Annotated in this window: 18 protein-coding genes; 5 read left to right on the plus strand and 13 right to left on the minus strand. The window is 58.4% G+C overall.

Annotation, left to right across the window (positions count from 1 at the left end):
- Positions 1 to 7 precede the first annotated feature (7 nt).
- Positions 8 to 2,326, plus strand: a complete 2,319-nt coding sequence (yicI, locus tag ES815_RS10320; protein WP_142487716.1) for an alpha-xylosidase — start codon at positions 8 to 10, stop codon at positions 2,324 to 2,326.
- A 133-nt stretch (positions 2,327 to 2,459) separates the two neighbouring features.
- Here yicI and ES815_RS10325 read toward each other — a convergent pair whose 3' ends face one another.
- Together ES815_RS10325 and ES815_RS10330 are read right to left on the minus strand one after the other, a co-directional pair.
- On the minus strand, positions 2,460 to 4,163 hold the full coding sequence (locus ES815_RS10325; RefSeq protein WP_142487717.1) for an AsmA family protein: 1,704 nt from the start codon (positions 4,161 to 4,163) through the stop codon (positions 2,460 to 2,462).
- Positions 4,164 to 4,281: 118 nt separating this feature from the next.
- Positions 4,282 to 5,673, minus strand: a complete 1,392-nt coding sequence (locus tag ES815_RS10330; RefSeq protein ID WP_142487718.1) for a nucleobase:cation symporter-2 family protein — start codon at positions 5,671 to 5,673, stop codon at positions 4,282 to 4,284.
- Positions 5,674 to 5,897: 224 nt separating this feature from the next.
- Here ES815_RS10330 and gltS point away from each other — a divergent pair, with 224 nt between their 5' ends.
- Complete coding sequence (gltS, locus tag ES815_RS10335; protein WP_142487719.1) at positions 5,898 to 7,100, plus strand: sodium/glutamate symporter; 1,203 nt, start codon at positions 5,898 to 5,900, stop codon at positions 7,098 to 7,100.
- On the opposite strand, the gene recG is transcribed toward gltS, so the two are convergent.
- Genes recG through gmk form a run of 5 tightly spaced genes read right to left on the minus strand, consistent with a single transcriptional unit; the run spans position 7,101 to position 12,963 of the window.
- The gene (recG, locus tag ES815_RS10340) at positions 7,101 to 9,179 is read right to left on the minus strand and encodes an ATP-dependent DNA helicase RecG (RefSeq protein WP_142487720.1); all 2,079 of its coding nucleotides are present in this window, start codon (positions 9,177 to 9,179) and stop codon (positions 7,101 to 7,103) included. It lies immediately after the preceding gene.
- A gap of 2 nt (positions 9,180 to 9,181) precedes the next feature.
- Positions 9,182 to 9,871: a tRNA (guanosine(18)-2'-O)-methyltransferase TrmH gene (gene trmH, locus ES815_RS10345; RefSeq protein WP_142487721.1), complete on the minus strand. Its 690-nt coding sequence runs from the start codon at positions 9,869 to 9,871 to the stop codon at positions 9,182 to 9,184.
- 4 nt (positions 9,872 to 9,875) lie between these two features.
- Entirely contained in the window at positions 9,876 to 11,990 is a 2,115-nt protein-coding gene (spoT, locus tag ES815_RS10350) for a bifunctional GTP diphosphokinase/guanosine-3',5'-bis pyrophosphate 3'-pyrophosphohydrolase (RefSeq protein WP_142487722.1), read from the minus strand.
- 19 nt (positions 11,991 to 12,009) lie between these two features.
- A complete protein-coding gene (gene rpoZ, locus ES815_RS10355; protein WP_032615688.1) occupies positions 12,010 to 12,285 on the minus strand; it encodes a DNA-directed RNA polymerase subunit omega in 276 nt (91 codons plus the stop codon).
- Positions 12,286 to 12,339: 54 nt separating this feature from the next.
- On the minus strand, positions 12,340 to 12,963 hold the full coding sequence (gene gmk / locus ES815_RS10360) for a guanylate kinase (RefSeq protein WP_142487723.1): 624 nt from the start codon (positions 12,961 to 12,963) through the stop codon (positions 12,340 to 12,342).
- A gap of 252 nt (positions 12,964 to 13,215) precedes the next feature.
- On the opposite strand from gmk, the gene ligB reads away from it, so the two are divergent.
- The gene (gene ligB, locus ES815_RS10365) at positions 13,216 to 14,886 is read left to right on the plus strand and encodes an NAD-dependent DNA ligase LigB (RefSeq protein ID WP_142487724.1); all 1,671 of its coding nucleotides are present in this window, start codon (positions 13,216 to 13,218) and stop codon (positions 14,884 to 14,886) included.
- Here the strand turns inward: ligB and ES815_RS10370 are convergent.
- The 3 genes from ES815_RS10370 to ES815_RS10380 all read right to left on the minus strand — a co-directional run bounded on the left by ES815_RS10370 (position 14,883) and on the right by ES815_RS10380 (position 18,641).
- Entirely contained in the window at positions 14,883 to 15,500 is a 618-nt protein-coding gene (locus tag ES815_RS10370; RefSeq protein WP_142487725.1) for a trimeric intracellular cation channel family protein, read from the minus strand. The genes ligB and ES815_RS10370 overlap by 4 nt on opposite strands.
- Positions 15,501 to 15,669: 169 nt before the next feature.
- On the minus strand, positions 15,670 to 17,604 hold the full coding sequence (locus ES815_RS10375; protein WP_185902401.1) for an acyltransferase family protein: 1,935 nt from the start codon (positions 17,602 to 17,604) through the stop codon (positions 15,670 to 15,672).
- A gap of 173 nt (positions 17,605 to 17,777) precedes the next feature.
- Positions 17,778 to 18,641 carry a YicC/YloC family endoribonuclease gene (locus ES815_RS10380; RefSeq protein WP_032615698.1) on the minus strand — a complete coding sequence of 288 codons (864 nt, stop codon included), beginning with the start codon at positions 18,639 to 18,641 and terminating at the stop codon, positions 17,778 to 17,780.
- A gap of 125 nt (positions 18,642 to 18,766) precedes the next feature.
- Here ES815_RS10380 and rph point away from each other — a divergent pair, with 125 nt between their 5' ends.
- Both rph and pyrE read left to right on the plus strand, forming a co-directional pair.
- Positions 18,767 to 19,483, plus strand: a complete 717-nt coding sequence (rph, locus tag ES815_RS10385; protein ID WP_032615700.1) for a ribonuclease PH — start codon at positions 18,767 to 18,769, stop codon at positions 19,481 to 19,483.
- A 60-nt stretch (positions 19,484 to 19,543) separates the two neighbouring features.
- Positions 19,544 to 20,185, plus strand: coding sequence for an orotate phosphoribosyltransferase (gene pyrE / locus ES815_RS10390; protein WP_032615701.1), 642 nt, complete (start codon positions 19,544 to 19,546; stop codon positions 20,183 to 20,185).
- A gap of 40 nt (positions 20,186 to 20,225) precedes the next feature.
- Here the strand turns inward: pyrE and slmA are convergent, their stop codons facing one another.
- The 3 genes from slmA to coaBC all read right to left on the minus strand — a co-directional run bounded on the left by slmA (position 20,226) and on the right by coaBC (position 22,587).
- Entirely contained in the window at positions 20,226 to 20,822 is a 597-nt protein-coding gene (gene slmA, locus ES815_RS10395) for a nucleoid occlusion factor SlmA (protein ID WP_032615703.1), read from the minus strand.
- Between the two features lie 117 nt (positions 20,823 to 20,939).
- Positions 20,940 to 21,398 (minus strand): dUTP diphosphatase, encoded by a 459-nt coding sequence (gene dut / locus ES815_RS10400; protein WP_142487727.1) that lies wholly within the window; start codon positions 21,396 to 21,398, stop codon positions 20,940 to 20,942.
- A complete protein-coding gene (gene coaBC, locus ES815_RS10405) occupies positions 21,376 to 22,587 on the minus strand; it encodes a bifunctional phosphopantothenoylcysteine decarboxylase/phosphopantothenate--cysteine ligase CoaBC (protein ID WP_142490042.1) in 1,212 nt (403 codons plus the stop codon). The genes dut and coaBC overlap by 23 nt, the downstream gene beginning before the upstream one ends.
- Positions 22,588 to 22,730 lie beyond the last annotated feature (143 nt).

Here is a 22,730-nt window from a genome sequence, read left to right on the forward strand (position 1 = left end):
CGAAAGCATGAAAATCAGTGACGGAAACTGGCTTATCCAACCGGGCCTGAACGTGACGTATCCGGTTCAGGTATTCGATGTGGAGAAGCAGGGCAACGACCTGGTGGTCTATGTCGCCCCGCGCGACGTGCGCGAGCGCACCTGGCAGCTCGACACCCTGATGTTCACCGTGCGCCTGTTTGCGCCGCAGGAGGGGATTGTCGGGGTGCGCATCGAGCACTTCCAGGGCGCGCTGGATAACGGCCCGCACTATCCGCTCAACGTCCTGAAAGACGTCAGCGTCCAGATTGAAAACAACGCGGAGTTTGCTGAGCTGAAAAGCGGCAACGTCAGCGTCCGCGTCACCAAAGGCGAGTTCTGGGCGCTCGATTTCCTCAGAAACGGCCAGCGCATCACCGGTAGCCAGCTGAAAAACAATGGCTACGTGCAGGACGGCAACAGCGATCGCAACTACATGTTCGAGCGGCTGGATCTGGGGGTGGGCGAAACCGTCTACGGCCTCGGCGAGCGCTTCACCGCCCTGGTACGCAATGGCCAGACGGTCGAAACCTGGAACCGCGATGGCGGCACCAGCACCGAACAGTCATACAAAAATATCCCGTTCTACCTCACCAACCGCGGCTACGGCGTGCTGGTGAATCACCCGGAAAACGTCTCCTTTGAAATCGGCTCCGAGAAGGTGTCGAAGGTGCAGTTCAGCGTCGAGGGCGAGTACCTGGAGTATTTCGTTATCGACGGCCCGACGCCGAAAGAGGTGCTCAACCGTTACACGCAGTTCACCGGGCGTCCGGCGCTGCCGCCGGCCTGGTCGTTTGGCCTGTGGCTCACCACCTCGTTTACCACCAACTACGACGAAGCGACGGTGAACAGCTTTATCGACGGCATGGCGGAGCGCGACCTGCCGCTGCATGTCTTCCACTTCGACTGCTTCTGGATGAAGGCCTTCCAGTGGTGCGATTTCGAGTGGGACCCGATCACCTTCCCGGATCCGGAGGGGATGATCCGCCGCCTGAAGGAGAAAGGGCTGAAGGTCTGCGTGTGGATCAACCCGTACATCGGGCAGAAATCACCGATCTTTAAGGAGCTGAAAGAGAAGGGCTATCTGCTGAAACGCCCGGACGGCTCCCTGTGGCAGTGGGATAAGTGGCAGCCGGGGCTGGCGATCTACGACTTTACTAATCCGGAAGCCTGCACATGGTATGCCGACAAGCTGAAAGGCCTGGTGGGTATCGGCGTCGACTGCTTCAAAACCGACTTCGGCGAGCGCATCCCGACCGACGTGCAGTGGTTCGACGGCTCCGATCCGCAGAAGATGCACAACCACTACGCCTACATCTACAACGAGCTGGTGTGGAACGTGCTGAAAGAGACGGTAGGCGAAGAGGAGGCGGTGCTGTTTGCCCGTTCGGCCTCGGTGGGTGCGCAACAGTTCCCGGTGCACTGGGGCGGGGACTGCTACGCCAACTACGAGTCGATGGCCGAAAGCCTGCGCGGCGGGCTGTCGATCGGCCTCTCCGGGTTCGGATTCTGGAGCCACGATATCGGCGGGTTCGAAAACACCGCCCCGGCGCACGTCTACAAACGCTGGTGCGCGTTCGGGCTGCTCTCCAGCCACAGCCGCCTGCACGGCAGTAAATCCTACCGGGTGCCGTGGGCATACGATGATGAGTCCTGCGACGTGGTGCGCCACTTCACCCAGCTTAAATGCCGGATGATGCCGTACCTCTATCGCCAGGCAGCTCTGGCCCGCGAGTTCGGTACGCCGATGCTGCGGGCGATGATGCTTGAGTTCCCGGACGATCCGGCCTGTGACTATCTTGACCGCCAGTACATGCTGGGAGATTCGGTGATGGTGGCTCCGGTGTTCAGCGAGGCGGGCGACGTGCAGTTCTACCTGCCGGAAGGGCGCTGGACGCACCTGTGGCGCAACGACGAGGTGCAGGGCAGCCGCTGGCATAAACAGCAGCACGACTTCCGCAGCCTGCCGGTCTACGTGCGTGACAACACCCTGCTGGCGCTGGGCAATAACGACCAGAAGCCGGACTATGCGTGGAATGAAGGCACCGCTTTCCAGCTGTTTAACCTGGACGATGGTGCCACGGCGGTAAGCGAGGTGCCGGCGGCCAACGGTGCTGTGGCCTTTACCCTGACCGCGACGCGCAACGGGGATACCCTGACGTTAAAAGGGCGTGGCGAAGCGCGGAACTGGTCGGTCTGTTTGCGCAATGTGCATCAGATTAGCGGCGTGAAAGGCGCGTCACATGCGGGGAGCGAGTGGGGCGCGGTGGTGAAAACGGAGGGGGAGGAGGTCGTGATCCACCTCTGAGCCGTCTGTAAAACGCCCGGTGGCGCTGCGCTTACCGGGCCTACGGTTTTGATGTTGTAGGCCGGGTAAGGCGAAGCCGCCACCCGGCGATGCAGTGCGGCTTGATGCCCGGTGGCGCTATCGCTTACCGGGCCTACGGTGTTGGTGCGGGTGTTTCAACCGTACTCACCGCCCCACCCGTCATCGTCTGCGTGACCTGCTGTTTATCCATATTTATTGCGCTAAGCCTGCCGTTGACCGTCGGCTTCAACGGCGAATCTTTCTGCACATTGCCGCTGGCGTTGAGCTGGATATTGCCGTCGCCCGTCACCGGCAACGCCGGCCAGCCCCACTGCTGGATCACGTTCAACGGCACGCCGCGCCCGGTCAGGTTGATGGTGGTCTGCCGCACCGGCGTCTGCGAAACGCTGGCCTTCGCTTCCAGAATCCCTTTTTCGGTAAAGGCGCTCAGCTCATTGATGGCAATGGTCGAGGCGTTAGCCGTAAGCGACAGCGACGGACGACGCACGTCCACGCGGTTAAAGGTGGCGGCCGCGCCGTTCAGGGTGGCGGTGCCCGCCCATACGCCCCACTGGCGATCTTTCGCCAGCTGCAGGTTGGTGCCATAGCCGTCGAGGGCGGTGATCTGCCAGGGGAAGGCGGTGTCCACGTCGATCACCAGGTTACGGCTCAGGCCGAATTTACGCAGCGTGACGCTTTGCAGCCATTCCGGCAGGGTCTCCATCCACTGCGTTTTCCAGTTCTCCGGCAGGGTGTATTCCAGCCCGGCGACGGCGACATCATCCAGTACCAGCGCTTTCCCGCTGCGCAACCAGTTGCCGGAGGTGCGCACCATCCCGCCTTCCCAGCGCGAGGTGAACTGGCGCAGGGCGATCCCTTGCGGAGAAAATTCCGCATTGAGGATCGGGTCGAACAGATGCACCGAGCCGTAGATATATTCGCTGGCGTTCATCGACAGGCGGCCATCCTCGCTCTGCCAGTCGCCCTGGCTCAGGGTCAGGTTGCGCAAGCTTAAGTCGAGATCGGTAACCGCCCAGTCCGGCCCCTGCAGGCGGGCGTCGGTTACGTCCAGGCGGCCAATCTGCAACGACGGCAGGGTGGTGATGGGGGCAAAGAAGTCAGACAGCGATTTATCGCTCTGCAGGCGGATGTCGTTCAGGCGCATGTTGTCCACCTTCCAGCCGCCGTTGGCGTCGCGACGCGCGGTACCGGTGAGCGAGCCCCGCGCCATGTCGGCACCGATGGTGGTCAGGATCACCTCTTTGTCGGTCAGCTCGCCCTCGATCAGCACGTTGCTGGCCGGGACGCCGTTCAGCGTCAGCGACCCGGCGCTAATCTGGATGTTGGCTTTTTTACCCAGCACGTTGCCTGCTTCAGGGTCCCACGGACGCACGCCGCCGGTGACCTTCTGTGCGCTCAGATCCCACGCGGTATTGGGGCTGTTAAACGCCATGTTGTTCAGCAGCAGGCGATCGGCCTGGAAGGGAAGAGGTGCCGTCTGCGGGGAGAGGTTCAGCGTGCCGTCAAACAGGGTGATAGTATCCATGTGCAGCGGATCGGTGAGCTGTCGGCTGCTCACGCCGATATCCACCATCTTCGCGACCAGAGTCGCGGGTTGACCGTCGCGCCCGAAGGTGACGTTTTTCAGCACCAGGTGCGTGGGCGAAGAGAAACGATGATCCATCAGGTCAAAATTGAGTTCGTAGTCGGTGTTTACCGTGATCCAGCTGCTGACCTGCGCCGCTCCCCAGCGGGTCTGAACAAGGATATAGAGCGCGAGGATCGCAATAAGCACAACGGCCAGAATACCGACGAGAAGCTTTCCAATAAATTTCATGGTCTTCCATCACGTAAAACGTACATAAAGGAGTTATGCACGATTTATGCGCAATGCTCAAGGCGGGAAGGGCGGAATTCTGGGTTACGGCAGCAGTTGCCTGCTGCCGTGAAAGGGATCAGTTCTTTTCTGGCGGGAAAATCAGGTTCAGAACGATAGCGGTGATCCCGCCGGCAGCGATGCCGGAGGAGAGCAGGTTTTTCACCCAGTCCGGGGCAAACTGCAGGATCAGCGGCTGCTGAGACACGCCCAGACCGACCGCCAGCGACAGGGCGATAATCATGATGGCGCGGCGGTTCAGCGGCTCACGGGAGACGATACGCACGCCCGATGCCGCGATGGTGCCGAACATTACCAGCGTTGCGCCGCCGAGCACCGGCTCAGGAATGTGCTGCACAAAGCCACTGACCGCCGGGAACAGACCGAGCACGATCAGCATCAACGCTACCACAAAGCCCACGTAGCGGCTGGCCACGCCGGTCAACTGGATCACGCCGTTGTTCTGACCGAAGCAGGAGTTCGGGAAGGTGTTGAACACGCCGGAGACAAAGGAGTTCAGACCGTTAGCCAGCACACCACCCTTGAGGCGCTTCATGTACAGCGGGCCAGAGACCGGCTGCTCAGAGACGTCGGAGGTGGCGGTGATATCCCCGATAGTTTCCAGGGAGGTGATCATAAACACCAGCATCAGCGGCAGGAGCAGGTTCCAGTCGATACCCAGGCCGTAGTAGAGCGGCGTCGGGACCACGATCAGCGGGCTGTCGGTCGCGGCGCTGGACTGCGGCAGCATACCCATCGCCCAGGCGGCCAGGTAGCCTGCCGCCATGGCGATCACCAGCGAGGCGACGCGCAGGTACGGGTTACGCTGACGGTTGAGCAGAATAATGATTGCCAGCACCACGCCCGCCAGCAGCAGGTTTTTCGGGGCGCCGAAGGTGTGGTCGGCCATTGCGGCGTAGCCGCCGCCGATGGAGGTCAGGCCCACCTGAATCAGCGACAGGCCGATAATCATCACCACCACGCCGGAGACCAGCGGGGTAATAATGCGGCGCGCCAGGTGCAGCACGCGGGAGATGACCATCTCGGTGCAGCTTGCCAGCATCAGGGTGCCGAACAGCGCCGCCATCATCGTCGGCACATCCGCGCCGCCGGTTTTCAGCGCCGTACCGCCCATGATCAGCGGAGCCACAAAGTTAAAGCTGGTGCCCTGAATCGACAGCAGGCCGGAACCTACCGGACCCCAGGCTTTAATCTGAATGATGGAGGCTACGCCTGAAGCAAACAGCGACATGCTGATGATGTGCTGGGTGTCCTGCGCCGGTAAGCCGAGCGCCTGGCAGATCAGCAGGGCAGGGGTGATGACGGCCACAAACATCGCCAGCAGATGCTGACAGGCGGCGAACAAGGTCTGCGCCAGCGGTGGACGGTCTTCAAGACGGTAAATCAGTTCACTGTTATGCGGCTGCGCAATCGGTTGCGCATCTTGCTGTTCAACGGCGTTAACGGACATCTGCTGCGATCCCCAGGAAGAAAAGCGGGCATTTTAGCCGAGTGGATGAGAAAAGCAAACGATTGCTCGCAAAAATCACACAGAAATCCCGCCGCTTATTACGGCTTTTCTGTCACGCCAGGGCAAAGTTCATTACACTCCTGCTCCCGATTGCGCTTAAGTCGCGCAATCGGTTCAGGAAAACGCGCATGTTGATGGAGCACGTGCCATATAAGGAGCCCACTATGATTCATCTCGATACGTTGTCGACCCTCGTTGCGGCAACGCTGGTTTTACTGCTTGGCCGTAAACTGGTTCACAGTGTCCCCCTTTTCAGAAAATACACCATCCCGGAGCCCGTCGCGGGCGGACTGCTGGCTGCCGTTGCGCTGCTGGTGCTGAAAAAAAGCATGGGCTGGGAAATCAACTTTGATATGTCGCTAAAAGACCCGCTGATGCTGGCCTTTTTCGCCACCATCGGCCTGAACGCTAACCTCGCCAGCCTGCGGGCAGGCGGCAAAGTGCTGGGCGTGTTCTTAATTGTGGTGGTCGGGCTGCTGGTGATGCAGAACGCCATCGGTATCGGTATGGCTTCCCTGCTGGGGCTGGATCCGCTGATGGGTCTGCTGGCCGGCTCGATTACCCTTTCCGGTGGGCACGGCACCGGTGCGGCCTGGAGTAAGCTGTTTGTTGAGCGCTATGGCTTCCAGAATGCCACCGAAGTGGCGATGGCCTGCGCCACCTTTGGCCTGGTGCTGGGCGGCCTGATTGGCGGGCCGGTGGCGCGCTATCTTGTAAAACACTCCGCCACCCCGAACGGCTGCCCGGAAGATGAAGCGGTGCCGTCGGCGTTTGAAAAGCCGGACGTCGGACGCATGATCACCTCTCTGGTGCTGATCGAAACCATTGCGCTTATCGCCATCTGTCTGACGGCGGGCAAGGTGATTGCGCAACTGCTGGCGGGGTCCGCGCTGGAGCTGCCAACCTTTGTCTGCGTGCTGTTTGTGGGGGTGATCCTCAGCAATGGCCTGGCCCTGATAGGTTTTTATCGCGTCTTTGAACGTGCGGTATCGGTGCTGGGCAACGTCTGCCTGTCGCTGTTCCTGGCGATGGCGCTGATGAGCCTTAAGCTGTGGGAACTGGCCTCGTTGGCGCTGCCGATGCTGGCTATTCTGGTCGTGCAGGCTCTGTTTATGGCGCTGTATGCGATGTTCGTCACCTGGCGGTTGATGGGCAAAAACTACGACGCGGCGGTGCTTGCAGCCGGACATTGCGGCTTTGGTCTGGGGGCAACGCCGACGGCCATCGCCAACATGCAGGCCATCACCGAGCGTTTCGGTCCGTCACATATGGCGTTTCTGGTGGTGCCGATGGTGGGGGCGTTCTTTATTGATATCGTCAATGCGCTGGTGATCAAACTCTATCTGATGCTGCCGATGTTTGGCTGATCAGGCGTTCGAGTATCGTTCGGTCTCGGGCATCCAGCGCTCGATTAACGCTGCCGCCTGGTCGGGGTAGCGGTCATGGATATGGCGTGCCAGACGCTGTACTTCAGGGATCATACCCTGATCGCGCAGCAAATCGGCCACTTTAAACTCGGCGTTACCGGTCTGGCGGGTGCCGAGCAGCTCTCCCGGGCCACGGATCTCCAGATCCTGTTGCGCAATCACAAAGCCGTCGTTGCTGTCGCGTAAAACCTGTAAACGCTTCTGGGCGGTCTTCGACAGCGGAGCTTTATAGAGCAGCACGCAGTGCGAGGCCACCGCGCCACGTCCTACGCGGCCGCGCAGCTGGTGGAGCTGCGCCAGACCCAGACGTTCCGGGTTTTCGATGATCATCAGGCTGGCATTTGGTACATCCACCCCCACTTCAATCACCGTGGTGGCGATCAGCAGATGCAGATCGCCCTGCTTGAAGGATTGCATCACCGCCTGCTTTTCGGCAGGCTTCATGCGGCCATGCACCAGCCCGACGTTCAGCTCCGGCAGGGCCAGCTTTAACTCTTCCCAGGTGGCTTCCGCCGCCTGGGCTTCCAGCAGATCCGACTCCTCAATCAGGGTACAGACCCAGTAGGCCTGGCGGCCTTCCTGACAGGCGTTGCGCACCCGATCGATGATGTCGCTGCGGCGCGTGTCCGGAATGGCGACGGTGGTCACCGGCGTACGACCCGGGGGCAGCTCGTCGATGGTGGAAGTGTCGAGATCGGCATAGGCGGTCATCGCCAGGGTACGCGGGATCGGCGTTGCGGTCATGATCAGCTGGTGCGGATGGTACCCCTGCTGGAGCCCTTTCTCCCACAGCGCCAGCCGCTGATGTACGCCGAAACGGTGCTGTTCATCAATGATCACCAGCGCCAGGCCGTGGAACTGCACCTGCTCCTGGAAGATGGCGTGGGTGCCGACAATCATCTGCACCTGGCCGCTGGCGATGGCCTCCTGCTGCGCCTGTCGCGCCTTGCCTTTTTGTTTTCCGGCCAGCCAGCCCACTTCAACTCCCAGCGGGGCAAACCAGCTGCGGAAGTTATTCGCGTGCTGCTCGGCCAGCAGTTCGGTCGGCGCCATCAGGGCGACCTGTCTGCCGTGGGCAATGGCGCGCAGCGCGGCCAGGGCTGCCACCAGCGTTTTACCGGAGCCGACATCGCCCTGCACCAGGCGCATCATCGGCACGTCCAGCGCCAGGTCGCGCTCGATCTCGGCGGTGACGCGGGCCTGCGCCCCGGTGGGTTTAAACGGCAGCGAGGCCAGCAGTTTATCTTTTAATTCGTTTCGGGCCGGGAGCGGCAGGGCGTGAAAACGCTGCGCACCAGCGCGTAACGCCAGCATGCTCAGGTTATGCGCCAGCAGCTCTTCCAGAATCAGGCGTCGCTGGGCCGGATGCTGGCCGCTCTCCAGATCGCTGAGTTGCAGCGTCGGCGGCGGGCGGTGCAGGGTGCGCAACGCCTCCGGCAGGCTCATCATCCCCTGCGCCAGCTCGGGCGGCAGCAGTTCGGCAATGGCGCAGGTGTCGAGCAGCTCCAGCGCCTGATCGGTCAGCTTGCGCAGCGTCGCCTGCTTGATGCCTTCGGTGGTCGGATAGACTGGCGTCAGCGTCTCCTGCATCTCCGGGGTGCTGAGATCGCCCTGTACGCGGTATTCGGGATGGATCATCTCCGCGCCGTATTTCCCGCGTTTGGCTTCGCCGTAGGCCAGCACCCGTCGCCCGGCGGCGAGGCTGTTTTTCATCGCCGCGCTGAAGTTGAAGAAGCGCATGGTCAGGATGCCGGAGCCGTCGCTGATCTGGCAGGTCATCATCCGGCGACCGCCGAAGGTGATATTGCTGTTCAGCACTTCGCCTTCAACCGTGGCGTAAATCCCGGGCAGCAGATCGCCAATCTGATAGAGCTGGGTGCGGTCTTCATAACGCAGGGGGAGGTGCAGGAGGAGATCCTGCACGGTATGGAGGCCAATTTTTGCCAGTTTGCTGCTCTGGGCCGCGCCAACGCCCGTCAGGGAATTGAGCGGCACAGCATCCAGCAGGCGGCCTTGCATGATTATTTCGCCGCTTGCATGGTGGCCCACCACGTTGCATCGGCTTCGATTTCGCCCTGCATATTCACGTGGGGGTAGGGTAATTTTTTCTGCTTCGCCACGTTGGCCAGCACCGGATAGCCGCCTTCAAACAGCAGGCGCTGCTGCTCGTCTTCCGGCAACATGCTGTTCTCGCGTTTGTACATCCCGGCATTCTGGCGCTGGCGCTGGGCTTCATACAGAATGAGCGCGGACGCCACGGAGACGTTCAGGGACTGCACCATGCCGATCATCGGAATGATGATGTCCCGATCCGCCAGATCTAACGCTTCCTGGGTGATCCCCGTCTTCTCCTGACCCATCAGAATGCAGGTCGGACGGGTATAATCAATCTCACGGAAATCGACGGCTTTGTCGGAAAGGTGGGTTGCCAGAATCTGCATGCCGCGTCCCTTCAGATGCGAAATGGCGTCGGCAATATTGTCGTGGGCTTTGACCTGTACCCAGCTGTTGCTGCCTGCGGCAGCCGAGGCCATGGGACGCATCCGTGTACCCTTCCAGACGGCGTGCACTTCATGCACACCGACGGCGTCTGCGGTACGGACGATAGCAGCCACGTTATGAGGTTTATGGACCTGCTCCATGCAGACCGTCAGATCGGGCTGACGCCTGGCGAGCATTTCGCAAATCCGGGCATAACGCGTTGAGTTCATAAAGCTAGTTTCGGTTACGGGTGACTTTAATCACGTCGGCCATCACGCGGATTTTGCGCATGATGTTCGCCAGATGCACACGGTCCCGCGCGGTCAGACGAATAAAGGCGCTGTAAACGCGGCCATCTTTCTCTTCCGTATTCAGGCTATGAATGTTGGAAGAGGCAGTGTTGATTGCCGCCGTCAGGTTTGCCAGCGCACCCTGGTGGTTGAACATATCCACCTTAATTTCGGTGATAAATTCCTGCTCGGTCTCTTTATCCCACTCTACCGCCATAAACTTCTCAGGCTCTTTCTGATAGCCGCGGATGTTACGACAGGATTCGTGATGGATAACCAGGCCTTTACCAGGGCTGACGTGGGCAATAATCGGGTCGCCCGGGATCGGTCGGCAGCACTTGGCAAAAGTAATCAATACGCCGTCGGCGCCTTTGATTGGCAGATGGCCGTGGCTGGTTGATGACGGCTGCGGCACAGAGGTTTCGCCCTGCTGCAGGTTCTTCGCCACTACCACGCTCATCGCGTTACCCAGACCAATCTCTGCCAGCAGGTCATCAAGCGAGGCGAGCTTCATACGCTCCAGCTCGTGCTGAATGCTCTCTTTCGGGATCTCGGCCAGCTTACGGCTGCCGCCCAACGCGTGGTTGAGCAGACGACGGCCCAGGCTGACGGAGTCGTCGCGTTTGAGGTTCTTCAGCAGCTGGCGGATCTTGGCGCGGGCTTTCGAGCTCACCACAAAGTTGAGCCACGCCGCGTTCGGACGCGCGCCCGGTGCGGTAATGATTTCCACCGTCTGGCCGCTGGTCAACGGCTGTGACAGCGGATACGGCTGGCGGTCGACGCGCGCGCCCACGCAGGCATGACCGATATCGGTATGCACGGCGTAAGCGAAGTCGACCGGGGTTGCGCCAGCAGGCAGCTCGACAATGCGCCCCTCTGGCGTGAAAACGTAAATCTCATCCGGGAAGAGATCGGATTTAACGCTCTCGATAAATTCAAACGAGCTACCGGCGCTCTGCTGTAGCTCCAGCAGGCTCTGCATCCAGCGCTGGGCGCGGATCTGCGCGGTAGTGCTGCTTTCGCCGCCACGCTCTTTGTAGGCCCAGTGCGCGGCAACACCCATCTCCGCCATCTGATCCATGTCTTCGGTACGGATCTGCACCTCAACCGGCACGCCGTGCGGGCCAATCATCGAGGTGTGCAGAGACTGATATCCGTTCGCCTTTGGAATGGCGATATAGTCCTTCATTCGACCCGGACGCGGCTTGTAAAGGCTGTGCATCTGACCCAGCACGCGATAGCAGGTATCAGAGTCCTGGACGATCACGCGGAACGCGTAGATATCCATGATCGAGTGAAAACGCTGCTCTTTGAGCACCATTTTGCAGTAGATGGAGTACAAATGCTTTTCGCGACCGCTAACGCGGCAGGGAATACCGGCTTCCTGCAAACGCCCTTCGATTTCAGAGAGGATCTTCTGAATCATCTCCTTACGGTTACCACGTGCGGCTTTCACCACCTCTTTGATCACCCGGAAGCGGTTCGGGTACAAGGCTTCAAAACCCAGCTCTTCCAGCTCGGTTTTAATGTGATGAATACCTAAACGGTGCGCCAGCGGGCTGTAGATTTCGAGGGTTTCACGGGCAATGCGACGACGTTTATCCGGGCGTAGGGAGCCCAGGGTGCGCATATTGTGGGTACGGTCAGCGAGTTTGATCAGAATGACGCGGATATCCTGCACCATCGCCATGATCATTTTGCGGAAGTTTTCGGCCTGCGCCTCTTTCTTGTCGCGGAAATTCAGCTTATCAAGCTTAGAGACCCCTTCCACCAGCTCGGCAACGCTTTTGCCAAACAGCTGTTCCATGTCCTGGTAGGTGGCGGGGGTATCTTCGATCACGTCATGCAGCAGGGCGGCCATCAGCGTTTCGTAGTCGAGTTTCATCTCGGCCAGAATACAGGCCACCGCTACCGGGTGCGTGATATAGGGTTCACCGCTTGAACGTGTCTGGCCCTCGTGAGCGTCACGTGCAACGAGATACGCCTGCTGGAGACGTTTAATCTGGTCTACCGGCAGGTAGGTTTGAATCAGTTGATTCAGGCTTTCAAACAGATACAAGGGCGACCCGCAGGTTTAATTAACGACGACCTTCAGCAATGGCGGTAACGGCCTGCAGTTCTGCGGCTTCCTGCTCTTGCTGCTCCTGGCGCTCACGTACGTCGAGGATCTGGTTGTTGATCAGACCTTCTTCGATTTCGCGCAATGCGATAACGGTGGTTTTATCGTTTTCTTCCGGTACCAGCGGATCTTTACCGCCTGACTGCATCTGACGAGCGCGACGCGCGGCGACCAGCACCAGGTCAAAACGGTTACCAATTTTCTCTACAGCGTCCTGAACAGTTACGCGTGCCATACTTAAAATGCTCCACAGATGAAGAAATGACTGGGCATGATACTGAATGTGGGTTCAGTCTGCCAACAGTTTGGTGATTAATGCGTCATGTCGCTGCTTCTGACGGCTCATGCGCAGACGTTCGGCGCGAAGGATAGTTTTGAGATCGCTCAGGGCGGCGTCAAAATCATCATTCACAATCAGGTAATCATATTCGGCGTAATGGCTCATTTCCGCAACTGCCTGGGCCATACGTTTTGCAATAACCTCTTCGCTATCCTGGCCACGGCCACGAAGACGGCGATCCAGCTCGTCTTTCGACGGCGGTAAAATAAAGATACTGCGGGAATCAGGCATTTTCTTGCGAATCTGCTGTGCACCCTGCCAGTCGATATCAAGGAACACGTTCACGCCGGTCGACAGCACCTGCTCAATGGTTTCACGCGAGGTGCCGTAGTAGTTACCGAAAACTTCCGCGTGTTCAAGAAACGCATCTCTGCCAATCATCGTTCTGAATTCATCGTGATCGACAAAGAAATAGTGTTCACCGTGCACTTCACCCGGACGCGGCGCGCGCGTGGTGTGAGAGACCGATACCTGGGTATCGTACAGCGGTTGGGTTTTTAACAGTGCCTGAATCAGGCTGGATTTACCCGCGCCACTAGGGGCAGAAACAATATAAAGCGTGCCTTGAGCCATGAGAGTCTTTTGTATGTGTTAGCGAAGAAAGTCCTACATACGGGCTTATTATACACGTCGCCGCTTCGTGACGTAGCCTTTGTCACACTTTTTCCGTTTCTTAGTTGATTTTTGCTCGCCCTTTTCCGCTTTTCTCCGCCGTTTGCTGCAACAGAAACAAAGTCCTGATGCTGGCTCGTAAAGTCTGTTTTTGCCTGTCGCCTGCGTTTTCGTACCGCGTTATACCCCCGTATAAAACAGGGAGGAACGACGATGTGGCGATGTTTTGGTGTACTTATGCTGCTCTGGAGCAGCAGCGGGATGGCGGTTTGCCCGGTCTGGTCACCCGCGCAGGCAGCGCAGGAGATCGCCCGACTCAGTGCGCAAATGGCCCGCTGGGATAAGGCTTACTGGCAGCAGGGCGTCAGCGACGTGAACGACGAGGTATATGACCAGCTGGCCGCGCGGCTGAGACAGTGGCGGCACTGCTTTGGTGATGAACAGGTGACAGACGCGCCGTTGCCTGCGGGCGGTTCGGTCAGGCATCCGGTCAGCCATACCGGGGTGATGAAGGTGGCCGATAAAGCGGAGCTGCGGCAGTGGATGCATTCGCATCGCGATCTGTGGATCCAGCCCAAGGTGGATGGCGTGGCGGTGACGCTGGTCTACCGTCAGGGGCAGCTGGTGCAGGCCACCAGCCGGGGCGATGGGCTGAAAGGCGAAGACTGGACGGCGAAAGTGAAGCGCATCGCCACGGTGCCCGCCCGGGTGACGGGCCCGCTCGCCAACAGCGTGTTGCAGGGGGAGCTCTTCTTACAGCGCGAAAATCATGTCCAGCGCCAGATGGGCGGTATGAATGCGCGGGCAAAAGTCGCCGGGGCGATGATGCGGCAGGATGACAGCGCCGTCCTGGATCAGATCGGCATCTTCATCTGGGCCTGGCCGGACGGCCCCACCCCGATGGGCGAGCGTTTGCGGGCGTTAGCCCGGGCGGGCTTCACCCTGACCGAATCCTGGACGCAGAAAATCAGTTCAGTGGAGGAGGCCGAAAATATGCGCGACCGCTGGCTGAAGTCGCCGCTGCCCTTTGTTACCGATGGTATTGTGATCCGCTCGGCACAGGAGCCCGCAGGCAACCGCTGGCTGCCGGGAGACGGCAGTTGGGTGGTGGCGTGGAAATATGCTCCGGCCACACGGGTCGCAGAGGTCAGGGCTATTAACTTTGCCGTGGGACGTACCGGCAGGATCGCGGTGGTCGCGACACTTGAGCCGGTACAGCTTGATGATAAACGGGTGCAGCGCGTCAATCTGGGGTCGGTGGGCCGCTGGCAGGCACTGGATATTGCGCCGGGCGATCAGGTTCAGGTTAGCCTGGCCGGGCAGGGGATCCCGCGGGTGGATAAGGTTGTCTGGCGAGGGACCGACCGACAAAAACCGGTGCCACCAGAGTCGCGCTTTACGCCGCTCACCTGTTTTTATGCCTCACCGGAATGCCACGAACAGTTTATGGCCCGGCTGGCCTGGCTGAGTTCGTCGTCGGTATTAAACATCGAAGGGCTGGGCGACGCAGGCTGGCAGGTGCTTCATCAGGCACATCATTTTGAGCACCTGTTTTCGTGGCTGACGCTCACCCAGGAGCAGCTCCAGCATACGCCCGGTCTTTCGGCGCAGCGCGGCCTGCGGCTCTGGCATCAGTTCAACCTGGCGCGCCGTCAGCCCTTTACCCGCTGGCTGGATGCGCTTGGCGTACCTCTTCCCCGGGTGGCCATGCGTGCGCTGGGCGACCAGCACTGGCAGCAGTTACAGAACAGGGATCCGCTGGGCTGGCAGCAGGTTCCAGGCATTGGCGTGGAAAGAGCTCGCAGGCTGGTTGACTTTATCCGTCACCCTAACGTTAACATCCTGACGTCCTGGCTTAATGAGCAGGGCGTGCAGGGATTTTAGTGGCTGTCGTGGCGGTAATAAAAGACCGGTAAGCCCAGCTTTAAACGCAGCGCCAGCATGCGGGCGGTAAAGCCAAAGAGCAGCGTGGAGATAATTACCACATCCTGATTGCTGACGTAGTGCTGCAGAGCGACGTACAGCACCGCTGCCGCGAAGGAGACCCCGGCATAGAGCTCTTTCTGAAAGACCAGTGGAATGCGTTTGCAGAACATATCGCGCAGTACCCCGCCAAACACGCCGGTGATCACCGCCGCGATAGTGGCGATAACCGGACCTTCGCCCATATCCAGCGCGACCTGGGCCCCGATAATGGAGAAGACGATCAGGCCGAGCGCATCCAGCACCAGAAACAGACGTCGCAGATGGGGCATCACCGGGGCGAGGATGGTGGTCAGCACCGCGGCGACAGCGACAATAATCACATATTCAGGATGCTGCACCCAGCCGAGCGGGTAGTGGCCCAACAGGATATCCCGAACGGAACCCCCACCCAGCGCCGTTGCGGTGGCAATAATAATAACCCCGAAGGTGTCCATACGACGACGTCCGGCGGCCAGGGCACCGGTCATGGCCTCAGCGGTGATACCGATCAAATACAGGATGTGCAGCAGCATGTTACCCCCCAACGTTAATGCCGTCAGGGTAGCTTTTTGTGGGCTGGCTCACGATTTAGATTTTTTTGTGCGAGCGGGTATGCCTTAGATTAGCTAATGCTTGAATAGCTCAATGAGTGCGATATCGCTTTTTTTACTCATATATCGCATTAGATTTATTTGGTCTTAACTACCGCGGGTGACTAAAAACCTGGCGGAACATCGGTACCAGCACTTTATTACCGGTTTCGCTGAGGTGATTATCGTCGAAGTACCAGGGTTGTAGATTTTTACTGCCCATGCAGCGACCCGCGGTGCAGAGCCAGGCGGTGGGATCCAGAACCTGAACGCCGCACTGTTTTGCCGCCCGCGCCTGGGCCTGTAAAATAGCCGCGTTCTTTTTCTCGTAGTTCGCCAGTGGGACTGATAAATCGCGGGTGGCTCTGCCAGTCATCAGACGATGGGATAACGTGCGGGGAATGTTATGCGCCATCTCGGGGATCGGGTTCACCAGGTAAACAGGATGCTCGCGATTCAGGGTGCACGCCATTCCGACCACCGCATCGGCATACTGTTGCAGGTACGCCTCCTTGTTTTGCGGCCTGGCGTCGAAGGTCACCAGCTGCTGTTCCGCATAATGCGTCAGGCGGTTCACAATCACCACCGGCACATCTGACGGGTAATTCTGCAGCCGCGAAGGAAGGGAGCGATTAAATGCTCCGCACCGTTTGTTCTCGTCAACTTCACCCGTCGCCAGCGTCGGGCAGCCAGAATAAGTGATACCGATAACCGAGCCTTTACCCTGTGCAGCTTCTGCCAGTGCGGTCGCGGTGGCTTCTGCATGACTGTCGCCAATAATGATGGCGGCAGGCTTGCCCGTACCGTAAAGGCTTAAGTGCGTTTTCGGGTTGGCAGCATAGTTTTTATTGGTGGCTTCCAGCGCGATTTTGTTTACCAGAGGATCGGGCTGGCTGACAACGATACTGTTTTTCACCAGATAGCTAAACAGCCAGGCAACGCCCACGCAGGCAAACAGGATTAACCAGAATGTGCGGGTCGTACGCTGGCTCAGGTAGTTTTTTCCGGGCTGTTCAATCAAAACCCAGGAGAGCCATCCGGCGGCAAAGGAGAGCGCAATCGCGCTCATTACCCACGGCCCGTTATGCTGTCGCCCTGAATAGATCAGAAACACCACAATGGGCCAGTGCCATAAATAGACGGAATACGAGCTCAGTCCTGCCCAACGAAAATTCCGGTCAAACAGGCTCACCAGCGGTTGGTAGTCGCTGTAAATCACCAGCATCGCGCCCACGACGGGCAGTAAAGTCAGTGGCCCGGGCCAGGCTTGCTGTGCGGTGATAGAAAAGAGGGAGATAAGTATCAGGGCGTAACCTGCGATCGCCGCAAGCGGACGAAGCCCTAATGGCAGAACAAAACGCTGCGCGGCATACCACACCAGCCCGCCGCACAGCATTTCCCAGGCGCGATACGGCATCAGATAGAAGCTGGTGGACGCGTTGCCAGAGGTGTGCGTAATGCTCACCATAAACGACGCGACGGTGAGGACCAGCAGGCAGAGCCCGGTGTTCAGCTTTTTTCTGAGGGGGTAAAGACCCATCATAATAAAAGGTAAAACCAGGTAGAATTGCCATTCAACGGACAATGACCAGGTATGTAAAAACCAGTTTTCATGCGAGTCGAGGGCAAAATAGTCCCCGGACTCTTTGTTGAGTTTCAGGTTCGAAATAAATAGGGCGGCATAGCCAATATAGTTTCCGAGCTTTTTATACTCATTTGTCGGTAGCCAGAAAAAGGTCGCCACGGCGATGACCAGACACATCGCCAGTAGGGCAGGAATTATTCTCTTGCAGCGCGCGGCATAAAACTGAATAAGATTAAAGCTGTTCCTTTCCAGGCCGGTGGCGATGATTTTGGTCATCAGGAAGCCGGAGATAACAAAAAATACATCCACGCCCGCAAAACCGCCGGGCAACAGGGTGGCGGTAAAGTGATAAAAAACGACAGAAAGAATGGCTATTCCGCGCAGCAGGTTAATGTCTTGCCTGAAATCGCGGTCAACTGAGAGGCTGGATACGTCCTCTAAAGATAAGTTGATGTTTGCCATTAGGTTTCCTGAAAGGACGCTCAAAATAAGAAATGCGGCCTGCATTCTATCAAAATCGCTAAAAGACTGCTTATGTTCTGATGCGCCGAAAGCAGACAGTAAATTCTTATGGCTATTAAATGAAAATGGTCCCGTTAAGGGACCATTAATAACAAATCGACGCCTGTTACGGCTTATTCGATGTTCTGAATCTGCTCGCGCATCTGTTCAATCAGTACCTTCAGCTCAATCGCAGAATTGGTGACTTCTGCGTTGATCGATTTCGACGCCAGGGTGTTCGATTCGCGGTTGAACTCCTGCATCATAAAGTCGAGACGGCGGCCCACGGCCTCTTTCTTCTTCAGAATGTTGTAGGTCTCTTTGACGTGCGCTTCCAGACGGTCCAGCTCTTCAGAAACGTCGATACGCTGGGCCATCAGCACCAGCTCCTGCTCGAGACGGTTATTCTCCAGCTGAACTTCGGCGTCTTCCAGTTTGGCGACCAGACGCTCACGCTGCCACTGCAGGATTTCTGGCATATGGGAGCGGACTTTCACCACTTCGCCGCTCACGCCTTCCAGACGCTGCTCGATCAGTGCCTTCAGCGCCTGGCCTTCGGTTTCACGGGCTACGATGAAGTCATCCAGGGTACCGTCCAGTGCAGCCAGAATTTCAGCGGTAATCGCGTCCAGATCCTGTTCGCCAGCCGCCATCACCCCAGGCCAGCGCAGAATATCAACCGGGTTGATTTCGCCTTCGTCGCTCTGCATTTTGACCCAGTTAGCGGCGTTCACCAGCTGTTTAGCCAGTTTCTCGTTGAGGATCAGCTCCCCTTGCGCACTCGCATCGGGCTCAAAACGCAGGTTGCATTCAATCTTTCCGCGCGTCAGGCGAGCACGGATACGCTCACGAACCACGGGCTCAAGACTGCGGAACTGCTCCGGCATACGGAAATAGGTTTCAAGATAGCGTTGGTTTACCGAGCGCATTTCCCAGGTAGCGCTGCCCCAGCTACCCTTGATTTCACGGCGGGCGTAGGCGGTCATACTGCGGATCATAGACATTTCCGTTTTTGAAGGAGAGATGGGGGGATTATAGCTTTCGGGGCTTTCTCAGGATAGGAATAAGCGCGTTTAATCCGTATAATGCGCAGCCACATTCGTTTCAAGCCGGAGATATCATCATGCGTCCATCAGGTCGTAGCGCCAACCAGGTGCGCCCCGTCACCCTGACCCGTAACTATACAAAACACGCTGAAGGCTCTGTGCTTGTTGAATTTGGTGACACCAAAGTGCTGTGCACCGCCTCCATTGAAGAGGGCGTGCCGCGCTTCCTGAAAGGCCAGGGGCAGGGCTGGATCACTGCCGAATACGGCATGCTGCCACGCTCCACCCATACCCGTAACGCCCGCGAAGCGGCGAAGGGTAAGCAGGGCGGCCGCACCATGGAGATCCAGCGTCTGATCGCTCGTGCGCTGCGCGCGGCTGTCGATCTGAAAACGCTGGGTGAATTCACCATCACCCTGGACTGCGACGTGATCCAGGCTGACGGCGGCACCCGTACGGCCTCCATTACCGGTGCCTGCGTGGCGCTGGCCGATGCCCTGAACAAACTGGTCGCGGCCGGTAAGCTGAAAGCTAACCCGCTGAAAGGCATGGTTGCGGCAGTGTCTGTAGGGATCGTCAATGGCGAAGCGCTGTGCGATCTGGAGTACGTTGAAGACTCCGCGGCAGAGACCGACATGAACGTGGTGATGACCGAAGACGGTCGTATCATCGAGGTGCAGGGCACCGCTGAAGGTGAGCCATTTACCCACGAAGAACTTCTGGCACTGTTGGCGTTAGCCCGAGAGGGAATCGAATCTATCGTAACGACGCAGAAGGCGGCGTTAGAAAATTGATTTTAAAGGCGACTGATGAGTCGCCTTTTTTTTGTCCGTAGAAAAGTAAGGAGCGAATCCATGAAACCTTATCAGCGCCAGTTTATTGAATTTGCGCTTAGCAAGCAGGTACTTAAGTTTGGCGAGTTCACGCTGAAATCCGGGCGCAAGAGCCCCTATTTCTTTAACGCCGGGCTGTTTAATACCGGGCGCGATCTGGCTCTGTTAGGCCGCTTCTATGCCGAAGCGCTGGTGGATTCCGGGATTGAGTTCGACCTGCTGTTTGGCCCGGCATACAAAGGCATCCCGATTGCTACCACCACCGCCGTGGCGCTGGCGGAGCATCACGATCGCGACGTGCCGTACTGCTTTAACCGTAAAGAGGCCAAAACCCACGGCGAAGGCGGTAATCTGGTCGGCAGCGCGCTGCAGGGCCGCGTCATGCTGGTGGACGATGTGATCACCGCAGGCACCGCCATTCGTGAATCGATGGAGATTATCCAGGCGAACAACGCTACGCTTGCTGGCGTGCTGATCTCGCTGGACCGCCAGGAGCGCGGCCGTGGCGAAATCTCCGCTATCCAGGAAGTGGAGCGCGATTACAGCTGCAAAGTGACCTCAATCATCACTCTGAAAGACCTGATTGCCTATCTGGAAGAGAAGCCGGAGATGGCTGAGAGCCTGGCGGCGGTGCGTGCGTATCGCGAAGAGTTTGGCGTCTGAGTTAATTGCCCGGTGGCGCTGCGCTTACCGGGCCTACCCGTTACTGCAACTGCGCGGCGACTAACGGCCAGCGGGCGTCAAAATCGTCCGTTGGGCGATATTTGAATTCACTGCGCACAAAGCGTGAGAGCATCCCTTCACAGAAGGCCAGTACCTGCCCGGCAAGCAGCGATTCATCCATGCTGTAACCCTCGCCTTCACGCATCTTCTTTTCGCGCAATACCTGGCGCAGCTGCGCCTCAATACGTTCGAAAAGCTGGTTAATGCGACCCTGCAGCCTGTCCTGTTCAAACATCAGCGCGTGGCCGGTCAGGATACGGGTTAAACCCGGATTGCGCTCGCCGAACCCAAGGATCAGCTGGACAATCAGACGCAGCCGTGCGGTGGTGTCTTTTTCATCCTTCAGAATCAGGTTGATACGCGTGATCAGGCTGTCTTCGATAAACTCGATCAGGCTGTCGAACATCCGCGTTTTGCTGGGGAAATGACGGTATAGCGCCGCTTCCGACACGCCCACAGAGGCGGCCAGTTTTGCGGTGGTGATGCGTTGACTGCCATCGCTGGATTCAAGCATCAGAGCCAGAGATTGAAGTATTTCTTCGCGACGATTCCTTTTCGCTGTTTGTTTTTCTGCCATGTTGCAAAATACCCCTGAAAATAAGCACTTGTCAGGCTGACATCCACACAACGACCGCAAACGTCCGTTTGCGGTTTGTTAATACGTTATTAGATTGTGAGATGCGTTTAGCCGGGTTTATTTACGCCCGGAATGGCCGAAGCCGCCTTCGCCGCGATCGGTCGCGTCGAAGTCTTCTACCAGATTAAATTCAGCCTGCACCACCGGGACGAATACCATCTGGGCGACACGCTCGCCGGGTTGAATGGTGAAGCTGTCCTGGCCACGGTTCCAGACGGAGACCATCAGCTGACCCTGATAGTCCGAATCGATAAGCCCCACCAGGTTGCCCAGCACGATACCATGCTTATGGCCAAGGCCAGAACGTGGCAGGATCACCGCCGCCAGAGAGGGATCGGCAATGTGGATTGCAAGACCGGTCGGCAGCAGCGTGGTGGCGCCCGGTGCCAGCTCTACGGCGTCGTCGAGGCAGGCGCGCAGATCAAGACCGGCAGAGCCGGAAGTGGCATAGGTCGGCAGCGGAAATTGCTGACCAACACGCGGGTCCAGAATCTTAACGTCGATTTTTTTCATCATAACGGGTAACGATCTCGTCCAGTAATAGTTGGCCCAGGAGTTCCTTGCGCTCAAGCGGTAAGACTTTATCTCCATCCTGCCAGAATAGGTGCAGTGCGTTGCTGTCGCTGTTAAATCCTTGAGTGGCCAGCGATACGTCGTTCGCGCAAATTAAATCGAGGTTTTTGCGGGTACGTTTTTGCCGGGCATATTCTTCCACATTATTCGTTTCAGCGGCAAACCCAACAACGTAAGGCCGTCGATTTTTTAGCGCGGCGACACCGGCAACGATATCCGGGTTTTTCACCATTTTTATTGTGATTTCATCGCCTTGCTTTTTAATTTTTTCATCCGCCACGGCGGCTGCGCGGTAGTCCGCTACGGCGGCACAACCAATAAAAATCTGCTGCTGTTGCGCCTGCGCCTGGACGGCTGCTTCCATCTCCAGCGCGGTCGTTACGTCGATGCGCTGCACCTGCGCTGGCGTTGGCAGCGACACCGGGCCGCTGACCAGCGTGACTTTGGCTCCGCGCTGCGCGGCGGCGGCGGCAATCGCAAAGCCCATCTTGCCGGAGCTTTGGTTAGTGATATAGCGCACCGGATCCAACGGCTCACGCGTCGGACCCGCGGTAATCATGATGTTCAGATGTTGCAGATCGTTGACAGGTGAAAAATGGCCAGCGGCCAGATCCACAATCGCCAGCGGATCCAGCATGCGGCCCGGGCCGATGTCGCCACAGGCCTGGCTGCCGCTGTCCGGCCCCCAAATCAGCAGCCCGCGCGAGGCGAGCGTTGACAGGTTATGCTGCGTTGCCGCGTTGCGGTACATCTGCTGGTTCATGGCAGGCACCACGGCGACCGGCGCCGGGGTGGCCAGGCAGATGGTGGATACCAGGTCGTTGGCCATGCCGGCGGCTACGCGGGCGATAAGATCGGCGGTGGCCGGGGCGAGGATGACTAAATCCGCCCATTTGCCCAGCTCAATATGGCCCATTGCGGCTTCTGCCGCCGGATCGAGCAGGCTGTCCGACACCGGGTAGCCTGAAACCGCCTGCAGGCTCAATGGCGTAATGAACGCTTTGCCCCCTTCGGTTATTGCCACCCGCACGTCCGCGCCGTGCTCGCGCAAACGGCGCACCAGTTCCGGCGCTTTATAGGCTGCAATGCCGCCGCTGACGCCGAGAACGATTTTTTTACCGGCCAGGCTCATCATGATTCTTTCCTGTTGGGTTCACCTGAGAGACGGCCATTTTATCACAATCCGAAAAGCATCGTGATGTTGTCCATCCGCCACTTTGCGAGGCGTTACGCAAGACGGGCAATACGCTGTCGTGAGGAGCCGGGGTCTGTGGC

The organism is Leclercia adecarboxylata (assembly GCF_006874705.1).
GTDB lineage: Bacteria > Pseudomonadota > Gammaproteobacteria > Enterobacterales > Enterobacteriaceae > Enterobacter > Enterobacter adecarboxylatus_C.

Excerpts from the sequence above, each read along its gene's own strand:
- yicI (WP_142487716.1), top strand. The coding sequence starts at position 8 with ATGAAAATCAGTGACGGAAACTGGCTTATCCAACCGGGCCTGAACGTG.
- ES815_RS10325 (WP_142487717.1), bottom strand. The coding sequence starts at position 4,163 with ATGAAATTTATTGGAAAGCTTCTCGTCGGTATTCTGGCCGTTGTGCTT.
- ES815_RS10330 (WP_142487718.1), bottom strand. The coding sequence starts at position 5,673 with ATGTCCGTTAACGCCGTTGAACAGCAAGATGCGCAACCGATTGCGCAG.
- gltS (WP_142487719.1), top strand. The coding sequence starts at position 5,898 with ATGATTCATCTCGATACGTTGTCGACCCTCGTTGCGGCAACGCTGGTT.
- recG (WP_142487720.1), bottom strand. The coding sequence starts at position 9,179 with ATGCAAGGCCGCCTGCTGGATGCTGTGCCGCTCAATTCCCTGACGGGC.
- trmH (WP_142487721.1), bottom strand. The coding sequence starts at position 9,871 with ATGAACTCAACGCGTTATGCCCGGATTTGCGAAATGCTCGCCAGGCGT.
- rpoZ (WP_032615688.1), bottom strand. The coding sequence starts at position 12,285 with ATGGCACGCGTAACTGTTCAGGACGCTGTAGAGAAAATTGGTAACCGT.
- gmk (WP_142487723.1), bottom strand. The coding sequence starts at position 12,963 with ATGGCTCAAGGCACGCTTTATATTGTTTCTGCCCCTAGTGGCGCGGGT.
- ligB (WP_142487724.1), top strand. The coding sequence starts at position 13,216 with ATGTGGCGATGTTTTGGTGTACTTATGCTGCTCTGGAGCAGCAGCGGG.
- ES815_RS10370 (WP_142487725.1), bottom strand. The coding sequence starts at position 15,500 with ATGCTGCTGCACATCCTGTATTTGATCGGTATCACCGCTGAGGCCATG.
- ES815_RS10375 (WP_185902401.1), bottom strand. The coding sequence starts at position 17,604 with ATGGCAAACATCAACTTATCTTTAGAGGACGTATCCAGCCTCTCAGTT.
- ES815_RS10380 (WP_032615698.1), bottom strand. The coding sequence starts at position 18,641 with ATGATCCGCAGTATGACCGCCTACGCCCGCCGTGAAATCAAGGGTAGC.
- rph (WP_032615700.1), top strand. The coding sequence starts at position 18,767 with ATGCGTCCATCAGGTCGTAGCGCCAACCAGGTGCGCCCCGTCACCCTG.
- pyrE (WP_032615701.1), top strand. The coding sequence starts at position 19,544 with ATGAAACCTTATCAGCGCCAGTTTATTGAATTTGCGCTTAGCAAGCAG.
- slmA (WP_032615703.1), bottom strand. The coding sequence starts at position 20,822 with ATGGCAGAAAAACAAACAGCGAAAAGGAATCGTCGCGAAGAAATACTT.
- dut (WP_142487727.1), bottom strand. The coding sequence starts at position 21,398 with ATGATGAAAAAAATCGACGTTAAGATTCTGGACCCGCGTGTTGGTCAG.
- coaBC (WP_142490042.1), bottom strand. The coding sequence starts at position 22,587 with ATGAGCCTGGCCGGTAAAAAAATCGTTCTCGGCGTCAGCGGCGGCATT.